The 18,855-nt window shown below is 52.0% G+C and carries 18 protein-coding genes; 13 read left to right on the plus strand and 5 right to left on the minus strand.

Translation table 11 applies throughout. The annotated features are described in order from the left end of the window. The first annotated feature begins 93 nt into the window (after window positions 1-93). Window positions 94-285 carry a hypothetical protein gene (locus tag NEA10_RS16500; protein ID WP_170190304.1) on the plus strand — a complete coding sequence of 64 codons (192 nt, stop codon included), beginning with the start codon at window positions 94-96 and terminating at the stop codon, window positions 283-285. A gap of 23 nt (window positions 286-308) precedes the next feature. Further along, entirely contained in the window at window positions 309-986 is a 678-nt protein-coding gene (locus tag NEA10_RS16505; RefSeq protein WP_252662452.1) for a class I SAM-dependent methyltransferase, read from the plus strand. Window positions 987-1,053: 67 nt separating this feature from the next. Here NEA10_RS16505 and NEA10_RS16510 read toward each other — a convergent pair whose 3' ends face one another. Both NEA10_RS16510 and NEA10_RS16515 read right to left on the minus strand, forming a co-directional pair. After that, complete coding sequence (locus tag NEA10_RS16510; RefSeq protein WP_252662453.1) at window positions 1,054-2,226, minus strand: TRC40/GET3/ArsA family transport-energizing ATPase; 1,173 nt, start codon at window positions 2,224-2,226, stop codon at window positions 1,054-1,056. 97 nt (window positions 2,227-2,323) lie between these two features. Further along, complete coding sequence (locus NEA10_RS16515) at window positions 2,324-2,728, minus strand: C6orf136 family protein (RefSeq protein WP_252662454.1); 405 nt, start codon at window positions 2,726-2,728, stop codon at window positions 2,324-2,326. Window positions 2,729-2,850: 122 nt separating this feature from the next. On the opposite strand from NEA10_RS16515, the gene petE reads away from it, so the two are divergent. Next, the gene (petE, locus tag NEA10_RS16520) at window positions 2,851-3,243 is read left to right on the plus strand and encodes a plastocyanin (RefSeq protein ID WP_252662455.1); all 393 of its coding nucleotides are present in this window, start codon (window positions 2,851-2,853) and stop codon (window positions 3,241-3,243) included. 49 nt (window positions 3,244-3,292) lie between these two features. Here petE and NEA10_RS16525 read toward each other — a convergent pair whose 3' ends face one another. Further along, on the minus strand, window positions 3,293-4,777 hold the full coding sequence (locus tag NEA10_RS16525) for an MFS transporter (protein WP_252662456.1): 1,485 nt from the start codon (window positions 4,775-4,777) through the stop codon (window positions 3,293-3,295). 258 nt (window positions 4,778-5,035) lie between these two features. Here NEA10_RS16525 and NEA10_RS16530 point away from each other — a divergent pair, with 258 nt between their 5' ends. Further along, window positions 5,036-6,067 carry a transporter substrate-binding domain-containing protein gene (locus tag NEA10_RS16530; protein WP_252662457.1) on the plus strand — a complete coding sequence of 344 codons (1,032 nt, stop codon included), beginning with the start codon at window positions 5,036-5,038 and terminating at the stop codon, window positions 6,065-6,067. A 6-nt stretch (window positions 6,068-6,073) separates the two neighbouring features. On the opposite strand, the gene NEA10_RS16535 is transcribed toward NEA10_RS16530, so the two are convergent. Further along, window positions 6,074-6,739: a class I SAM-dependent methyltransferase gene (locus tag NEA10_RS16535; RefSeq protein ID WP_252662458.1), complete on the minus strand. Its 666-nt coding sequence runs from the start codon at window positions 6,737-6,739 to the stop codon at window positions 6,074-6,076. Between the two features lie 203 nt (window positions 6,740-6,942). On the opposite strand from NEA10_RS16535, the gene NEA10_RS16540 reads away from it, so the two are divergent. From NEA10_RS16540 to NEA10_RS16580, 9 genes are all read left to right on the plus strand, one after another. Continuing rightward, the gene (locus NEA10_RS16540; protein WP_252662459.1) at window positions 6,943-7,947 is read left to right on the plus strand and encodes a fatty acid desaturase; all 1,005 of its coding nucleotides are present in this window, start codon (window positions 6,943-6,945) and stop codon (window positions 7,945-7,947) included. Between the two features lie 9 nt (window positions 7,948-7,956). After that, window positions 7,957-8,946, plus strand: coding sequence for a class I SAM-dependent methyltransferase (locus NEA10_RS16545; RefSeq protein WP_252662460.1), 990 nt, complete (start codon window positions 7,957-7,959; stop codon window positions 8,944-8,946). A 265-nt stretch (window positions 8,947-9,211) separates the two neighbouring features. Next, window positions 9,212-10,549, plus strand: coding sequence for a SpoIIE family protein phosphatase (locus tag NEA10_RS16550; RefSeq protein WP_252662461.1), 1,338 nt, complete (start codon window positions 9,212-9,214; stop codon window positions 10,547-10,549). A 189-nt stretch (window positions 10,550-10,738) separates the two neighbouring features. Continuing rightward, the gene (gene amt, locus NEA10_RS16555) at window positions 10,739-13,228 is read left to right on the plus strand and encodes an ammonium transporter (protein WP_374111910.1); all 2,490 of its coding nucleotides are present in this window, start codon (window positions 10,739-10,741) and stop codon (window positions 13,226-13,228) included. A 23-nt stretch (window positions 13,229-13,251) separates the two neighbouring features. After that, window positions 13,252-13,833, plus strand: a complete 582-nt coding sequence (locus NEA10_RS16560) for a slr1658 family protein (RefSeq protein ID WP_252662462.1) — start codon at window positions 13,252-13,254, stop codon at window positions 13,831-13,833. Between the two features lie 217 nt (window positions 13,834-14,050). Then, window positions 14,051-14,398, plus strand: a complete 348-nt coding sequence (locus tag NEA10_RS16565; protein ID WP_252662463.1) for a slr1659 superfamily regulator — start codon at window positions 14,051-14,053, stop codon at window positions 14,396-14,398. A 157-nt stretch (window positions 14,399-14,555) separates the two neighbouring features. Then, window positions 14,556-16,148 carry a lysine--tRNA ligase gene (gene lysS, locus NEA10_RS16570; protein ID WP_252662464.1) on the plus strand — a complete coding sequence of 531 codons (1,593 nt, stop codon included), beginning with the start codon at window positions 14,556-14,558 and terminating at the stop codon, window positions 16,146-16,148. A 183-nt stretch (window positions 16,149-16,331) separates the two neighbouring features. Further along, window positions 16,332-16,847, plus strand: coding sequence for a DUF192 domain-containing protein (locus NEA10_RS16575; protein WP_252662465.1), 516 nt, complete (start codon window positions 16,332-16,334; stop codon window positions 16,845-16,847). A 499-nt stretch (window positions 16,848-17,346) separates the two neighbouring features. Next, entirely contained in the window at window positions 17,347-17,538 is a 192-nt protein-coding gene (locus tag NEA10_RS16580; protein WP_252662466.1) for a DUF2949 domain-containing protein, read from the plus strand. A gap of 102 nt (window positions 17,539-17,640) precedes the next feature. Here NEA10_RS16580 and NEA10_RS16585 read toward each other — a convergent pair whose 3' ends face one another. Beyond that, window positions 17,641-18,792, minus strand: a complete 1,152-nt coding sequence (locus tag NEA10_RS16585; RefSeq protein WP_252665388.1) for a pyridoxal-phosphate-dependent aminotransferase family protein — start codon at window positions 18,790-18,792, stop codon at window positions 17,641-17,643. Window positions 18,793-18,855: the final 63 nt, after the last annotated feature.

An 18,855-nucleotide genomic window follows, 5' to 3' on the forward strand; every position in this document is an offset into this window, starting at 1 on the left:
TCGACTGACCACAGCTTGGGGGGTTAGGAGTTCTCGTCCGGGCGGTTCTCCCTCATACAACTAGACCCATTGGTCCCTACCCTTGACACCATTATGAGAATCTTGCTGTTCGTCCTCATCGTTGTTTACGCAGGTGGAGTCTGGAAATTTTGGCAAGGCTTCCACCGTACCAGCTTTGAACGGGGTATTGGCAATCAAATTGCCCTCTCGTTGATGTGGCCCGTTCTCTACATCGGCAATAAGTCCTACCGTCAGAACTTTACCAAAGCCCTCAAGGGCCGCTAGTCCTCCGCACCTCCTAAACTCCTGTGACCCCAATCCCCCTGAGCGATCGCCTGACCCAACTCGCTAGGCGATACAATCAAGAATATCGTGGTGACCCCTTTGAGGTCCCCGCCGAAGTCGAGTCCTTGGCGATTTTCCGGGATTGGGCCGCCGGGAAACTTCAGCAGCGCGTCGCCTCTCCCTTCTGGGAATTAGCCAAACCCAAGAAAAATCAACGTTGTCTCGACCTCGGCTGCGGGGTCAGTTTCTTGGTGTATCCTTGGGTCACCTGGGAAGCTCTCTTCTATGGGCGCGATATTAGTACAGTGGCCTGTGAAGCCCTCAAATCCCGCGCCCCACAACTTAACTCCAAACTCTTTAAAGGTGTAACCGTCGGTGGCGCTCATTTCCTGGAGGACTATGAGCCCAACCGCTTTGATCTGGCGATCGCCACAGGCTTCAGTTGTTACTTCCCCCTCGACTATTGGCAACGGGTTATCGAAGCCGTGCAAACCGTCCTCAAACCCGGTGGCCAATTTGTCTTTGATGTGATCAACCCAGAAACCCCCCTGGCAGAAGATTGGGCAATTTTAGAAACCTATCTTGGCGCTGAGGTTTTTCTCGAACCCCTCAGTGAATGGGAACGTCTACTCAACGCCAAAGGCCAGAAACTCAGCCGCCGTTCTGGGGAACTGTTTATGCTCTACAAACTCGCCCTCTGAAGGATTCCCCAGATAGATAGCCGGCAACTCCTGAAGAGGGGGGCGCCGGTGATGCCTATTGCCCTCCCTAACTAAACTGAATCCGCAAATAATCCTCCTCCATTTTTGCCCCCGAGGGTTGTAATGCGGCCAACGCTTGGGGCAAAACTAAATTACGACGGTGGTTGCCAATACAAATATTCAACTCATCGCCAGTTTTTGAGAGTTGGATTTTGTCTTTTGTAATCCCCGGCAAATACAATTCTAGACGATAGATCCCTTCCTCCTGAATCACCCGAATTGTATTTTCTTTGTAATAGACCTGACTGGGATCTTCATCTCCGTAAAGGGTGTCCCGCAGGCGTTGCAATGCCTCCATGCCACACATCTCTTCAGAATACAAAGGAACTTCTTTAACCGGCAATGGATGAAAGTTTTCGTGAATTTCCGCTTTATATTGCTGCTGTTGTTCCTTCCAACGGAGGAAAAAGGGGTCCGTGACGTCATCCGGTAAAATTCGGTTAGCAATGACCAAATCCGTAGCCACATTGTAGAGACTCAAATAAGCATGAGCCCGCAGGGATTCTTTAATCACCATCCGCTCGGGATTCATCACGAGGCGGACTGTGGTTTGATTGTTGTCAGTTAAGACCTTTTCGAGCGCCTCAATTTGCTCATAAAACTCGTAGGGCGCATCCATCACCTCTCGATCCGGTAAGGAGAAGCCGGCAATGGGTTTGAACAAGGGTTCAACCAGGGGACGTAGCGCCACAGAAATACCCTGTAACGGCTTGTAAAAGCGTCTCATATACCAGCCCCCCACCTCGGGCAAACTCAGGAGTCTCAGGGCGGTTCCTGTGGGGGCAGAATCGACGATGAGAACGTCATATTCCCCTTCGTCATAGTGGCGCTTCATACGCACTAAGCCGAAAATCTCATCCATCCCGGGGAGGATGGCTAACTCCTCAGCTTGGACTCCCTCCAAGCCTCGGGCCTGTAGCACTTGGGTGATGTACTTCTGAACCGAGCCCCAGTTTTCGGCTAATTCCACTAACGCATCTAACTCAGCCCCCCAGAGATTGTCTTGGATCTGACGCGGTTCATGGCTGAGTTCTTGGTCAAAACTATCGGCGAGAGAGTGGGCTGGATCGGTGCTGAGGACAAGGGTTTTATAGCCTTTCTGAGCGCATTGCAGTCCAGTGGCGGCCGCCACGGAGGTTTTACCTACGCCACCCTTGCCTGTCATGAGGATAATTCGCATCGTCTGGGTCAGTCCTTAATTCTGAGAATTGCTACACATTTGTTTACTTTAGCCGCTTTTGGCAGAGCCTGCGTCGGTCCATTGTCAGAGATGGACATTACAATTTGGGATGCTTGGGGGGGGAGGCTCCGGGAAAATGTTGTCGTAGCACCTGCCAAGGGGAACAATGCCAGTAGTCGAGGTGGCGGCTGATTTTGCCCTCAGGATTGACGGTGAGTTCACTCCAGCCGGGAATGGAGATGCGGGGAAACCAGGGGAGGGGGGTGTTCCACGCCAACGTCCAGTCCGTGAGGATGCGATCGCCCTCCTGGTGGATATCATGCAGCTCCAGATGCACCGCCTTAAACCAAGTGGCGATGAAGTGGATGTTCTGGCGATAGCGATCGCAGCCCCGAAATTCGTTGAGGGGGTCCTTAAAGTAAACATCCTCAGCGTAAATCTCATAGGTTTGCGCCTCGGGAAAGCGTTGATAGTCCTGTCGCAGAATATCTAAAAGAGTCATGAGGGGATTTCGGGAGAACCTGAACGAGAAATTTGACAGCCTGTCATGGAGATCGGACATTTTCCTTTACAATAACAAGTGTGACGCTCTGTCATAGATGATTGAGATTGGCAAATACGATAATGTCCAAACGTTTAATTCAAGCTTTCTTCGCCGTCGTACTCGTGCTGAGCAGCTTCGCCCTGTCTATTGCCCCCGCTGCCGCAGCAGATGTCACCATTAAAATGGGTGCTGATAACGGGATGTTGGCCTTCGAGCCTCAAACCGTACAAGTCAGCCCTGGGGATACGGTGCATTGGGTGATCAACAAACTCCCTCCCCACAACGTCGTCTTTGACGAAGCCAACTCCGCTGATGCTGGCGTTGCCAAACAACTCTCCAACAGCAAATTGGCCTACTCTGCCGGCGATGGCTACGATGTGACCATCCCCAGTGATGCCACTCCCGGAACCTACAGCTACTTCTGTACCCCTCACCGTGGTGCAGGTATGATGGGCAAGCTGGTCATCAACTAATCCTTAGCTCTGGACTCCTCTGGGCCGAGACCCAGGGAAGAGTCCCCAATCAGCCCTCAATCTCAGGATTGGGGGTTTTTGCTGTCTGTTGAGCCTCTCGCCGTTCTCGCAGGCGTAAGACGACTGTTTCTTGCAATTCCCGAGTTACCGGATAGTAGTACATCAAGAGCAAGCCAATGAGCAGGAAGGCTGCGGGTAGGGGGCCCACCACCACGCGAATGGCAAATAAGGCTGACTCCGGTTGTGGGGGGATGGGTTCCCCAGGGGAAGGTTCTACAAAACCCGATAGTTCCAGGATAATCCCCGCGACCCAAATTCCTAACGCCAAACCCGTTTTTTGCAGAAACACCATCAGGGCGTAAAAGGTTCCCTGACGTTGTTCGCCAGTGTTCAGCTCATCCAAGTCGGTGACATCCGTTAAGATAGACCAGGGAATGAGATACGCCGTAGATACCCCCAGGCCTGCCATGAAGCAGAGGATATACAGCAAGTCGACGCGATCGCTCGGCAAGAAAAATAAGAGGATCTGGGCAACAATCCAGCCAATCATCCCCGCAAAATAGGTGCGTTTACGTCCATAGCGATAACTCACCCAACTCCACAGGCTTAACGCCAACATCGCTGTTCCCTGCACCACCAGGGCCACCGGAAAGTAAGAGTCCATCCCCATATAGCTGACGGCATAGTAGGGAATAATCGCTGCCGTCAGCTGAAATGAGAGCCAGGAACAGAGGTAAATCCCGATGACATACCAAAATGGACGACTCTGAAGCACATCCTTAAACTGTTCCCAAATCGAACCCGAGGGAGTGATATCCTCCTCTGAACCGGGTAGAATCGTCTTCTGACGTGGGTTAAAGGCTGTGGGATCCGTTGTTCCCCAGACACACCAGTAAATTGGCAAGACGGCGAGAACAGCGCAAGTTGCCCCCAAACTCAAATATTGAGCGATACTATCGTCAGGAAACTGCATGGCAAAAAATTGCCCCAGAGCTAAAGCCAGAATACTGCCTCCAATGGAAAACATGAAGCGATAACCGGTAAGACTCGTCCGTTCGTCATAGTCCTTACTCAGTTCCGGGGTAAGGGCCGTATAGGGCAGCGTAACCGCCGAAGAGACGGCGTTAAAGATAATACTGATGACGGTGTAATAGATGAAGCGGCCCCATTGATTGATGCCAGGGTCCTCGCTGAAGCTCGGGACAATCCAATAGAGGAAGAAAAAGACCCCAAAGGGAATCGAGGCCATCAACATCCAGGAATGTCGCCGTCCCCAACGCGATCGGGTGCGATCGCTCAGATAGCCAATAATGGGATCATTAACAGCATCCCAAATTTTGCCAATGAGCAAGACGGTTCCCGCTAACGCTGGGCGCAGGTTGGCCACATTGGTCAGAAAAATCAGGAAGGAAAAGGCCAGCAAGGTCGCCGTAATCCCGGCCCCGGAGTCTCCGGCACCGTAGGCTAGTTTGGTTTTAAAACTTAAGGGTTTGTGATGGCCCTGGGGTTGGGGCTGGATAGACTCATCATGCATTGTGTCGAGAAGGGGCGTCATGTATGGCACTGACCATTCTAGGCGATCGCTTCTCCAGAGCGAGTCGATCGGGGGTCGCTCTTCCCGATTGTCCTAATCCAGACCCATAATGAAGTCATCAACGTCACATCCGATGAACTCATGCCACCCTTGCCCGGATCACTGTGCCAGAGTTTCCGCCACGTTCTTGTCACGGGGCTAACCCTCCTGATGGTTCTAAGTGGGGTGCTCGCCCTTCCTGTGGCGCCCACTGCTGCCGTGACCCCCACTGTAAACGATGGCAATAGCCTACAAGTGGTTACCCGCCTCCTTCCCCCCTTAGTGATGGAAGAGAATCGCCAGTATCAGGGCTTTGTGATTGACCTCTGGCGAGAAATCACTCGTCGGCTGAACTGGTCTTATGAGATCGAGGTAGCTGGAAATGTCAATGATCTTCTCGATGCAGTTGAGTTGGGCCAAGCCGATTTAGGGATTGGTGGAATTAGCATCACTGCTGAACGAGAGGACCGCCTGGATTTCTCTCAACCGATTTTGGAGGCGGGCTTACAAATTCTCGTTTCTCAACAGTACATTAGTCTTTGGGGCCAACTGCAACGGATCACCCTAGGGATTATCTTGTCTCGGGCCTTTTATGCCGGGATTGGTGTGTTTGTCATGATTCTGTTGCTGGTGGCTCATCTGGTTTGGTTACTGGAACATCGCCATAACCCGGACTTTCCACCACGCTATAGGGTAGGGATTTGGGAGGCCTTTTGGTGGGCGGCGGTTACCGTAACCACCGTTGGCTATGGGGACAAAACCCCAAAACGCCCTTTGGGGAAACTCGTTGCCCTGTTATGGATGTGTGCTGGCTATTTTGTCTTTGGCTATTTTATTGCTAGCATGACGACCATTTTTACGGTGGATGGGTTACAAAGTGCAATTCGTTCCCTGGATGACCTTCGCGGACGACCGGTGGCCACCGTCCAAGCCACCACCGCTGCTGAGTTTTTGGCCAACACCCGTACCATTCCCATGGAATATGGCAATCCTGAGCAAATGTACGAGGCGTTACGGCGAGGAGATGTGGCGGCAATTGTCTATGACGCCCCTGTTTTACAGCATTATGCCAATCATGAAGGCAAGGGGGACGTGAAACTGGTGGGGTCTGTCTTTCAGCGACAATTCTACGGCTTTGCCTTGCCCCCAGAGAGTCCCTACCGCACTCCCGTCAATGTGACACTCCTGGAAACCATAGAGGATGGAACCTATGAACGATTACGGGAGTTTTGGTTTGGGGAAGAAGACTGAGAGCGCTCAAGCAACTCGTCGGTATTCTATACAGAGGGTGGGGCGGTTGGTTCCGCTAGGACGGTGACGCTGAATTTCCTGTAGGCCCTGTTGAAGAATCTGTTGCAGTTCGGTCTCCGATAAGGGCCAAGGGGGTCCCTCGGGGGCCGCTTCATCTTGGCGAATATTGGTGATGACGAATAGGGTTCCCTTGGGGGCCAGAAGTTGGCAAATCGAGCTGATGGTTTGCTGGCGAACCTTGAGGGGCAGGGCCTGAATAGTGCGGCATTCAAAGACGAAATCAAAGGCCTGGGGGTGGCTTTGGGCAAACTCGAATAAGTCCGCCACTTGGTAGGCCACGGAGGAGTTGGGGAATCGTTCCTGACACCAGGCGATCGCCCGGGTGGAAATATCAAAGGCGGTCACCTGATAGCCCCGTTCGGCTAAGGCCTCAGCATCATCCCCCAAGCCACAGCCCACCACCAAGGCCCGGGGACCGGACTGGGGGCGATCGCCCTCATCCAACCAAGCCAGCAGATGCGGATTCGGCTGCATCAACGCCCAAGGAATCGCCGCCGATTCTCCCTCGGCTGTAGTATAAACCTGTTCAAACCAGCCCGCCGGATGCTCATCAGCACTCGCTTTGGCGGCAATCTCACGAATATACTCCCGGCGGGATTGAGGCTCAGACATAAGACCTTAAGGTTGATAATCAATTTGTTGATTATACAAAACATCAAACATCGCCCCCAACCCTCCCCTCACCACAGACTGTCAATCATGGATAATACTTGAGGACTCCTGCCCATTGCCCATTGACCATTGCCCATTGCCTCTTGCCCACATTGCCTCTTGCCTCTTGCCTCTTGCCTCTTGCCTCTTGCCTCTTGCCCATCATGACGACCACGACCCCAATGACCATGCCGGAGATTGAACGGCGGATTCGTAAATCTATTGCCCCTGAACAGTTGCGTCAGTGGCTGACCCTGAAGCCGATGCGGGCCTATCGAGACATCAGCCTCGACTGGCTGGCAATTGGTCTGGGTTTTGCCATCGCCGCTCAGTTTCAGACGCTTTGGAGTTACGCGATCGCCCTTCTCATCATCGGCAACCGTCAATATGCCCTATTTATCCTGGCCCATGATGCCATTCATGGGGCCTTACATCCCCATCGTCGCCTCAACGACACCCTTGCCCGCTGGTTCGTCTATGGTCCCATGTTTATGGCCCTCGAAGATGCCCGCCGCAACCATCTGCAACACCATCGCCACATGGGAACTCCCGACGATCCCGATCGCTATCTCCATACCTTTGAAGGCAAAAATTCCCCCCTCGCCTTCCTTCTCTACTGTTCCGGCCTAGCCACCTTCGGCAAAACCGTTCTCAAAGTGACCCCCTTCGGTCGCCTGCTGACCCCCACCCCTAAAACCGGGGCCACCCCTCCCCAAACCCTACTCAAAGACTACCTTAAACAGCGCCTGCCGGTGTTGATTTGGCAGCCGCTACTCATTTGGCTATTTTGGCTGTCTCCCCTGCCCATTTGGGCATATTTGCTGCTCTGGGTGTTTCCGATTTATGCCTTGGTCTTTGTCCCCGATGAGATTCGCGCCTTCTGTGATCATGGAGTCCTGCGCCATCCCGCCTCGGTGGGGGATTCCCTACGGCTGGTGTCCTTCACCCCGCCGCGATGGGAAGCGGTGCTGATTGCCCCCCATCATATGCACTACCATGCCGAACATCATCTTTGGCCGGCCATTCCCCACTACAATTTACACTTAGCTCATCGTGGGGTGCGCGATCGCCCTGAAATTACCGTCCGTCCCAGCTATTTGGGATTCCTCGGACGGGTGGTGCGATCGCTACCCCTGACAGCAAAAACAGCAGTTGTTTCGGCAAAATAGGGGATGCGGGTGAATCTACAACAAGAATTTGTCTCTTGTGGCGTTTGTGGGAGCGATCGCTGGCATCCCTACGCCAGTGGTCAAGATTACGAATATGGCACTTCAACGGATATCTTTCAGATTGTCCAATGTCGTCATTGTGGCCATCGTTATCTCAATCCCCGGCCGGTGATGGCCGAACTCCCCCGCATTTATCCCCCCCATTACTACGCCTACACCTACGATCAAGCCATTCACCCCCTCGCCTTGCGGGCCAAGGACTGGCTTGATGGAGGAAAAGTCCAGAGTTGGATTAGCAAGTCCTCTCGCACCTCCGACTCAAAGCCGTCAACCCGGCCGCAAAAAGCCCTACGGGTGTTGGATGTCGGCTGTGGCAATGGACGCTATCTGAAACGGCTTCACCGTCTGGGACTGGCCAAGCATAATCTCTATGGCGTGGAGATGAACGAGGCGGCCATTGATCAACTGAATCAAGGCGGATTTCAGGGGTACTACGGCCGCCTAGAAGACGTTGCCCCAGAGTTACCGGATAATAGCTTTGATGTGATTATCCTGCTACAAGTCCTCGAACATGTGGCTAATCCCGCCCAAATTATCCAGATTTTGGCTCAACTCCTCCGTCCCGGTGGCCACCTCATCCTGGAAACCCCTAATATGGAGGGCTGGGATGCCCAACTTTTCCATGAGGGCTATTGGGGAGGCTACCACTTTCCCCGTCACTGGCATTTGTTTAGTCAGAAAACCTTAGAGAAGCTCTTTGAGGATGCCAACCTAGAGACGTTAAAGTTCCGTAGCTTACCCTCCCATGCCTTCTGGATTCTTTCCTATCATCATTGGCTAGAACATCAGCTTAACTGGCGTCGAGTGGCAGCCCACTTTAATCCGCTGCAAAATATCCCATTACTCAGTGTATTTACGGGCTTCGATTTGGTTCGCTCTTGTTTAGGCTTCTCTACTTCCAACATTGAGGCGATCGCCCGTAAGCCAAGGCAATCTTGAGGTTAACTAAACATTAAGCCAATGTTAATTCAAAGAAACTTCTGAAATGCTGGTCATTTCTAGGTTCTGATGTGTTCTGGAATCCATGACAATTGCCGTAAAATAGATCAAAATTAAAGGACGTGATGGTGGCGATCGCCCTCTCAAGCCGTTGCGGGACAGAAAAACTCCCGTAAATCTTGTCATAGCTATGGTTGTGGCGATATCCCATGTACGGTTCATTGTTTAGTCTCCATTGTCCATAAATGATTATCCGCAAGCCCTAATGATGCTAGAACTTGACCGTCTGTCTCATATTTATGGGAGTTCTCTGGAGAGTTTAACCCTCACCTCAACCCTGGCCGATCTAACCCTAGAACACTTTAGCTTGGATTGCGATGTACCCGGACGAATTTTAGTCCAGCAGTTCAACGAAAACCCTATCCTGCCGGGAGTAATTTTACTGAAGCAGGGTCACTATATGGGGATGATTTCTCGGCGAAAATGCTTAGAAATCATGAGTCGTCCTTACGGGATTGAACTCTTTTATAATCGACCGTTGCAATGTCTCTATGATTTTGTCAAAGTTGATGTTCTCACCTATCCCGGCGATTGTCCAATTTTCACCGCTGCCCGTCAATGCTTAGAGCGATCGCCTGAAAACCTTTACGAACCCCTCGTCATCCTTCTCCGGGATGGTTCCCATCGTCTCCTCGACATTCATAAGCTCCTCATTGCCCAATCCCAACTCTATGCCGTCGCCAGCCAACTCCTAGAAAAACGGCGTCAAGACCTTGATCGCGCCAACGCCGAAGTCGAGGAACTCAATCAACGGCTCAAAGCAGAAAACCTCCGCCTAAGCAGTGAAGTCAATATTGCCCATCGGTTACAACAAATGCTCCTCCCCACAGAGCGAGATTTAGGGAAAATTCCCGATCTCGATATCGCCGCCTACATGGAACCCGCCGCTGAAGTGGGAGGAGACTACTACGATATTTTGCCCCATGCCAACGGCGTCAAAATTGGCATTGGCGACGTCACCGGCCATGGCCTCGAAAGTGGTGTCTTCACCATCATGGTACAAACTGCCATCCGCACCCTGCTCACCGCCCAAGAAACCGATCCCGTTCGTTTCCTCAATACCCTCAACCACACCATCTACGACAACGTTGAACGGATGAACTCCGATCGCAACCTAACCCTGAGTCTCATCGACTACCATCAGGGACAACTACAACTGAGCGGACAACATGAGAAGGCACTCCTCTTGCGACGGGATGGCTCCCTCGAACAGATTGATACCTTAGATTTAGGATTTCCCATTGGCCTCGATGCTGAGATTAGCCAGTTTATCCAGCCCCTTGAGCTGACCCTACATCCTGGCGATACCCTGATCCTCTATACCGACGGGATCACCGAAGCCGAAGCCCCCAACGGCGACTTTTTTGGGCTGGAACGGCTCTGCCAGGTGGCCCGTCGCCATGCCCAAGATAACGCCGGGCAGATCCAGCAGGCCATCATCGAAACCCTAAAAAAATACATTAATGGTCACAAAATATACGACGACATTACTCTGTTAGTGTTAAAACGGAAGCTTGAGGGTAGTCTACCACACCATCCCTAAATCCAAATTGAACATCGGGGTGGCTGCCTCCCCTAACCCGGAGACCGTGACGGAGGCGGTATTGTGTGTCACAATTTAACCTGAATTTAACTAGACCTTGTCTGTTTGCTGACTTTGATTTCCTTGAGCCTGTTCTCACTCGTGTTCGCGATCGTACAACCCCATGGGAGTGAGGGGATCAGTTACCCAGTGTTTGATATTCTTTGGGTTCTTGTTTGTTCTGGGTTAGTGTTCCTGATGCAACCGGGGTTTATGTGCCTCGAATCTGGATTGACACGCTCAAAAAACAGCATCAACGTTGCTGTCAAAAATTTTGCCGACTTTGGCATCTCCGTCTGCTTGTTCTGGGCCTTCGGCTATGCCGTCATGTTCGGCGCCTCCCTCTTTGGCTGGTTGGGACAAAATAGTTTTTTTTTGGCGGTTGACAACAATCCTAAACTCGCCGCATTTTTCCTCTTCCAGGCCATGTTTTGCGGCACGGCAACTACCATTGTCTCAGGGGCAGTGGCTGAGCGGATTAAATTTGGAACCTATTTAGCGGTAGCCTGTCTCACCTCAGGACTCATCTACCCGGTGTTTGGCCATTGGGCCTGGAACCTGAAAATCACCGGGGAAGCTGGGGGCTGGCTGGGTCAACTGGGCTTTGTTGACCTGGCTGGCAGTACGGTGGTTCATAGTATCGGCGGCTGGATTTCCCTAGCGGTTTTGCTGGTGATTGGTCCGCGAGTCGGACGCTTCCTCCCCGATGGAACCCCGCAAAAAATCCAAGGCTCAAATTTGCCCCTATCGGTCCTAGGAACCATGCTGCTCTGGTTAGGGTGGTTAGGGTTCAATGGGGGCAGTACCCTAGCCTTCAGCGATCGCGTCGCTGCAATTATGGTGCATACCATCTTGGCGGGAGTTGCTGGGATGATTACCGCGACCCTCTACAGTTGGTCCCGTCATCGTGTCCCAGAAGTGGAACTACTGCTCAACGGCTCTCTGGGAGGTCTGGTGTCTATCACAGCGTCCTGTGATGTCGTCACCACCTCAGGGGCCGTGATTATTGGCATTGGGGGAGGAATGGTGACCCTTATCAGTAGTTCTCTTCTCAAACGCTTTCGGATTGATGATGCCGTAGATGCCGTTCCCGTCCACCTTGGGGGTGGGATTTGGGGAACCCTGGCTGTCGCCATTTTTGGAGATGTGCAGCTCTTAGACACGGGACTGAGCCATGGAGAACAGTTTTTAGTGCAACTCCTGGGGGTGCTGGTGGCCGGCCTGTGGTCTTTCGGCATCACCTACCCCCTCTTACGGTTTTGCCATCGTCTCATCCCCCTGCGAGTCTCTCCAGAAGACGAAGAAATGGGCTTGAACGTCTCGGAACATCGGGCTAAAACTGAAATTTATGACTTGTTTCAGGTGATGGAGTCTCAAGCTCAAAACAAAGATTTAAGCTTGCGAGTCCCCGTTGAACCCTTCACCGAAGTCGGACAAATTGCCCAACGCTACAACCAGGTCATGGAAGCCCTCGAAGATGCCGTGAACCGCACTAATGCCATTGTCAACACCGCTAGCGATGCAATTTTGACCTTTAACCCCGATGGTTTGAAAATCACCAATGCTAACCCCAGCAGTGAAACCATTTTTGGCTATCCCCGCCAAAAAATCCTCGGACAATCCCTTACCGCTCTCATTGACTGGAATGCCAGTTCAGAAAATGCGGATCCCCTACCCCGGTTACTACTGGAGGGACGAGCTGAGTTGGTGGGCCAGCGGGCCAATGGGGACGGGATTCCCCTGGAAGGGACGGCCACAAAAGTCTGTGTGGGGGATCATTCCTTTTACACCGCCATTTTTCGCGATATTTCTGAGCGTAAGCAGGCGGAAACAGCCCTGGCCGAGGCCAACCGCGAAATTACCCTCCTGAACGATCGCCTGCAAGCAGAAAACCTCCGCCTGGGGGCAGAACTGGATATTACCCGCCGCCTGCAAAAGATGCTGTTACCCAAAAATCGGGAACTCGATGCGGTGATGGGGTTAGAGATTTCTGGTTATATGGAGCCTGCCACGGAAGTGGGGGGAGATTACTACGATGTTCTCTGCCATGATGGAGGAGTCAAAATTAGCATTGGCGATGTGACGGGCCATGGTCTAGAGAGTGGGATGCTCATGTTGATGGTGCAGACTGCGGTGCGGACTCTCCTAGAAAATGATGAAGTTGATGCGAGGCATTTCCTCAACACCCTCAATCGCACCATCTATGGCAATATTCAACGGATGGACTCCGATCGCCATCTAACCCTGGCCCTGCTGGATTACCGCGATGGGGAGATTCGCCTGAGTGGACAACATGAGGAGACGGTCATCGTCCGCTCCAGTGGGGAGGTGGAACGGATTGATACGATTGATTTGGGGTTCCCCATCGGTCTGGAAGCTAACATCAGTGAGTTTATCGATGAGAAAGTCTTGAAACTTAGTCCTGGGGACGTGGTAGTCCTCTATACTGACGGGATTACGGAAGCTGAAGATGAACAGGGACAGTTTTATGGGATTGAACGACTCTGCGAGGTTGTGCGACACTATTTGCGTGAACCCGCCGAAATGATTCGACGGGCAGCCATTGAAGACCTACGCCGTCATATTGGGCGACAAAGGGTTTACGATGATATTACTTTAGTAGTGATGAAACAAAAGTAGCTTCTTCGGGAGTCTTGGCAAATATGACGCAAATTTTCGGGGACTATTGTGAGGGTGAGCCAAATAGCCCAGAGTTTTTAATTATTGGCTTTTCGCCGAGTTCAGTTCCTCTCAAGCAACGCTGGCGTAACAATGGCCTATCGGCAGATTTTATGGCAGATTACCTGACGACCTTCTTTTTGGGGAATGAAGAGAATCCTGCCTCAATGCGTCGTCAGGCAGAAATCAAGAGTGCTGTGGGCTTTGTGGCTAATGAACTTTTGGAAAATGCCATGAAGTTCACCGATGAACGCTCGGCGTTTCCCATTAGTATTCAGCTTCAATTGCATCCTAATCATTTAATGTTCTTCACAACTAATAGTGTGGAACCGGAGCGAATTGCTGGGTTCCAGACCTATCTAGAAGAACTGACCTCCTGCGATCCAGAGGATATGTATCTGCGTCAGTTGGAAAAAAATGCCTTAGAGGAAAATGGAACCAGCTCTCGGTTAGGCTATTTAACGATGATGAGCGATTATATGGCTCGCTTGGGTTGGAAGTTTGAAACCGTCCAGAAAGATCCGGAAGTGGTTGCGGTGACAACCATGGTCCAGCTTCCAGTTTAAGGTCTCGGTTTAATCTGGGTTTGAAGGAGCACTACAGCCGTGCTAGGGGTCATATCTCAAGCTTGTCAAGGTCCGCTATTCTGGGTCAATTCATGGCATAGTAAGGATAGGCCAACCTTGATACACCAACTTCGCCAGGTTTGGACGAGTTGAGGATGCGATCGCTGCCTCATTCGGTAAAGGAGGGGTTCTCCTCTGTGAACGTTAACAGTACATTATGGAAATTAAGACAGACGATTATCGTATCTGCTACGATCCCGAAACTCTGACGGTCTCTTGTCAAGGCTCACTCCGCTTGAGTGGAATGGCAGAATATGCCCCGATTGCAGAACTGCTTGATGATATCGCCAGTCAAGAACAATCTCCGGTCGTTCTCGATTTACAGGGCTTGGAATTTCTCAATAGTTCCGGGATTAGTATGCTCTCGAAGTTTGTGATAAAGGTCCGTCACAAAAAAACGGTGACGATGATTGTTCGTGGCTCGAAGGCGATTCCCTGGCAAGGAAAGTCTCTGAAAAATTTACAACGGTTGATGCCCTCCCTAACCCTAGAATGGGATGAGTAGGGGTCCCGTGGCGATGGGTCAGGATCGCCCCGACGGCCGCTGGGGGCATCGTCCCTCCCGGGTGATACAATGGGGGTCTGTCTAACGATGGGGCAACCCTGGGGCCAACGTCCCGTCAACATCACATTCACTTAACTCACTTCATTTAACTCTGGCTATGTTTTGGGCTGATAAAATTGCCGCGAGTACACAGGGCGACAGCGTCGTCAACGATTCCAAAACTCCCTCGGGACGGGTTCATGTGGGGTCGTTGCGGGGGGTGATTGTCCATGACACCATTTATCGGGCCCTCAAGCGTGCTCAGAAACCGGTGCGCTTCCTCTATGGCATTGATGACTATGATGCTCTCGATGGGATTCCCGCCTATCTCGATAGCAATCGCTTTCAGGAGTATCTAGGACAGCCCCTGTGCAATGTTCCCTCGCCCGGTGAGGGGGCTAGTGACTATGCCAAATACTATAGTGATGAGTTTTTTGAGGTCTTTGAAGAGCTGGGGGTGCGCCCGGAGATTTACTATTTACGAGACCTTTACCGCCAAGGCCGCTTAAACTCTTATATTGAGACCTTCTTGCAAAAGGCGCACCTCGTCCGCGAAGCCTATAAACAGGTGAGTGGGGCTGAACGGGCTGAGAATTGGTATCCCTTCCATCCCATCTGTGAGAACTGCGGCAAAATCGCGACCACCGTTGTCAGTGACTACAATGGCAAGGAGGTCTTTTATACCTGTAAACCCGATGCCATGAGCTATGTCCAAGGCTGTGGCCATTCGGGCTGGGTGTCTCCCTTTGATGGTCAGGGTAAACTCCCCTGGAAGGTTGAATGGGTCGCGAAATGGGATCTGTTAGGGGTCACCATTGAGTTGGCGGGGAAAGACCATTCGCAAAAGGGCGGTTCTCGGGATGTGGCCAACGCCATTTATCGCAAGGTCTTTGATAAACGGCCGCCCTTCCATTCTCCCTATGAGTTTATCCTGGTGGGGGGAACCAAGATGAGTTCCTCCAAGGGAGTGGGAGCCAGTGCGCGGGAAGTGGCGAATCTGTTGCCGCCGGAGTTGTTGCGCTTCTTGATGTTGCGCACTCAGCCGAAAACGGCGATTAACTTCTCTCCCAACTATGAAACCATTACCCGGCTGTTCCGGGATTATGACGCGGCCATTGAGAAGTACGGCTGCCTCAGTGGTGAGGAACAACAGGGAGATTTGAGTAAAGATTTAATGGCCCTGCTGTACTCCCAACTTGATGACCAGATTCAGCCCTATTATCCCTTTGATTTCAGCACTCTGATTTCTCTGCTACAAGTTCCCCATCTCGATATGGAGGCGGAGGTTGCAAAACGCAGTCCACAGGCGCTGACGGAGTTGGATCAGCAGGTGGTGCGTCAGCGGATTGAGGTGGCGCAAAAGTGGTTGGATGATTATGCGGACCCTGAGGAAAAACTCATTTTATATGTGGATGAGATTCCTGAGTCGGTGGCGGCGTTGGATGAGCAACAACGTCAGTATCTCGGTGAGTTGGCGACTCGTCTGGAGCAGTTGAGCGACTGGGAGGGGGAAACGCTGCAAACGGAGATTTTCACGACCACGAAACAACTAGAGCTTCCTCCTAAATTGGCCTTTCCGGCGGTTTACCAGAGCTTTTTGGGTAAGGAACGGGGACCCAAGGCGGGCAATTTGCTGTCTTATTTGGAACGTCCCTTTGTGGTGCAACGGTTGCGGGAGGTGGCTGAGGGTCAAGGCTCAGCTGTATCCTAGGGATATCTCTGGCGGTTGGGCCAACTTTTTTGCCCGAGGGGCGTCTGATTAATCCGGTTGATAATGTTCGTTCTGGGTATAAAGCAGATGATCAAGGTACAACGGATCGTGGAAACGTCCTTCGGGTTTGGCCCTATCCATCTCGGCGGTCGGTGTCGCGGTCTTAGCAGCAGCTGGATGGTTATGATGCTCATGGTATTGGTGTTAGCAGGCTGTTCTACGGGAGTGGAGAACTCTTCGGTGGTGGATGTGGCGAAATCGCCGCCCCAAGAGAGTTCGGCGGCTGAGGTGTCGTCGGAGTTGGGACAGCGGTTACCGATTGAGGCTTATATCCCTTGGGGCGATCGCACTTTGGAGTTAGAGGTGGCCCGGACACCCCAGGAACAGGCCATGGGGTTGATGCACCGAGAGCAGCTCCCGGACGATCGCGGGATGTTGTTTCCCTTTAATCCCCCCCGGCCAGTCCGGTTCTGGATGAAGAATGTCCGCATCAATTTGGATATGATTTTTATGTATGAGGGGGAAGTGGTGGGACTCTCGGCGGATGTCCCCCCCTGTGAAACGGTGGCCTATCGCTGTCCGACCTATGGCCCGGGGGATAATGTTTTGGTGGATGCGGTGCTGGAACTGCGAGGCGGCCGGGCGGCGGAGTTGGGAATTGAGGTGGGCGATCGCCTTGAGGTGATGGGAGACCTCTAAAACAAACTCCCTGAAGAAATAGACAGATTGTTTGGGGTCTTGACGTATTCCCAAACAGTCTTTACTATTGGAATCCCTGTTGAAAATGCGTCTTATTTTAAATGACTGAAACAAAATGATCGGGTTTAAGGTCGGCGATCGTTAAATGTTTATGAAAATGTTGTCGTTGTATCCATTAAACGCTATGAAACTTTGTTAGGCTTGTAGCTTCACCGTTACCGCACAGGGGCAGTAGTGGTGAATCCTCTCAGACCTCAGAGACTGGGGTGGGAAAGGCCAGTTGTCAGCATCTCACCGGTCGAGGGTGTTTTAGGAGCCAGTTTTAAAACTGTTCACCGGGGTCTAGGGGTTGAGCAACGAAAACTCATGATTGTACAGAGACTTGATAAAGCCAGCTTTCAATCTGGTCTCTACGTCGCCGGATTCTGGAGATTTTCTCCAGATAATAGCTTTAGTTCACTTGAGAAGATAGATAATCATAAAACAGGGGCAATCAGTCATGGGAGCAACAGGACAAGGACAATTGATTCGCTTTTTGCAGGAAGAGTTAGCCCTGTCGCCAGATTCCATTGCCATCGCCCTACGTCGGCGAGATGTGGATGCGGGCCCGTTACCCATGATTCTCTGGAAATACGGCTTTGTGACCCTGGATGAGTTATCTCAGATTTATGATTGGTTAGAAGCCGTCTAAGTTGGCATCAGTTTCGAGCCAGAATAAGGCAGGTTGTATCCTGGCCCAATTATCCCCCTGAATGATGAGTCATTTCAGGGGGATAGCATTGTGGGGGGGAATCTAACCGGCGTTGAGGATTTTAGACGCAGCGGTAATGCCCGCTCCCGGCTCATTTCCGGCATTGAGGCTCTGCAAGGTGGCTTCGAGGGAGCCAATGGCGCAGAGGAGATCGCGATCGCTGACGAAGCCTAAATGACCAATGCGGAAGATTTTACCTTTGAGATGGTCTTGTCCACCGGCGAGGGCAATGTCAAATTGCTTTTTCATCACCGAGCGGATTTGTTCAGCTCCGACGCTAGTGGGGGCGACAGCGGTTACGGCCGGACTGGCGCAGTCATCGGAACCCAAGAGAGGAAGTCCCATGGCTTTAACGGCTTCCCGAGCCGCCCGTTTGAGGCGATCGTGACGGGCGAAGATGTTTTCCAGTCCTTCGGCCCGCATCATCCGCAGAGAGGCTTGAAGGGCAAAAAACAGGTTCACTGGGGGGGTGAAGGGGGTGGTGTTTTTGGCCGCATTCTTACGATAGGGGCCCAGGTCGAAATAGAACCGGGGTAGGTTAGAGCGTTCATAGGCTTTCCAAGCGCGATCGCTCATGGAAATGAAGCCTAACCCGGGGGGAATCATATACCCTTTTTGGGAGCCAGACCCCACCACGTCCAAGCCCCAGTCATCGATGGGAACAGTGCAAGCTCCTAGACTGGTGACGGCATCGACGATAATCAAGGCTTCCCCATGGGCCTTGACATGACGATTGATGGTTTCTAGGTCATTCAGTACCCCGCTGGAGGTTTCGCTATGGGTGAGGATGACGGCTTTAATCTCTTTGTTGGTGTCGGCTTCTAGGGCTTCCCGGAAGGCTTCAGGGTCGAGGGGTTGTCCCCATTCAGCGGTGATGGTTTGGACATCGAGATGATAGGCTTTGGCAACTTTGGCCCAGCGATCGCCAAATTTACCATTAGACCCCACCAAGACGCGATCGCCGGAACTCAGCACATTGATAATCCCAGCTTCCATCGCCCCCGTTCCACTCGCGGTTAGAACCAGGACATCATTTTGAGTTTGATGCAGCCATTTGAGATCGGTAAATACCTCTGCCACTAACTCAGAAAATTCGCCACTGCGGTGGCCAATGGGATGCCGTCCCATGGCGGTAAGGGCTTTTTCCGGAACCGGGGTGGGCCCCGGAATCATTAACATTAATTTGTCGTCCATAACACGTCGGCGATCGCTAAAGATCGCCATTATACAACTGGGACTTGCAGTTTACCGAAAAAC

Source organism: Phormidium yuhuli AB48 (assembly GCF_023983615.1).
In the GTDB taxonomy this organism is placed as follows: domain Bacteria; phylum Cyanobacteriota; class Cyanobacteriia; order Cyanobacteriales; family Geitlerinemataceae; genus Sodalinema; species Sodalinema yuhuli.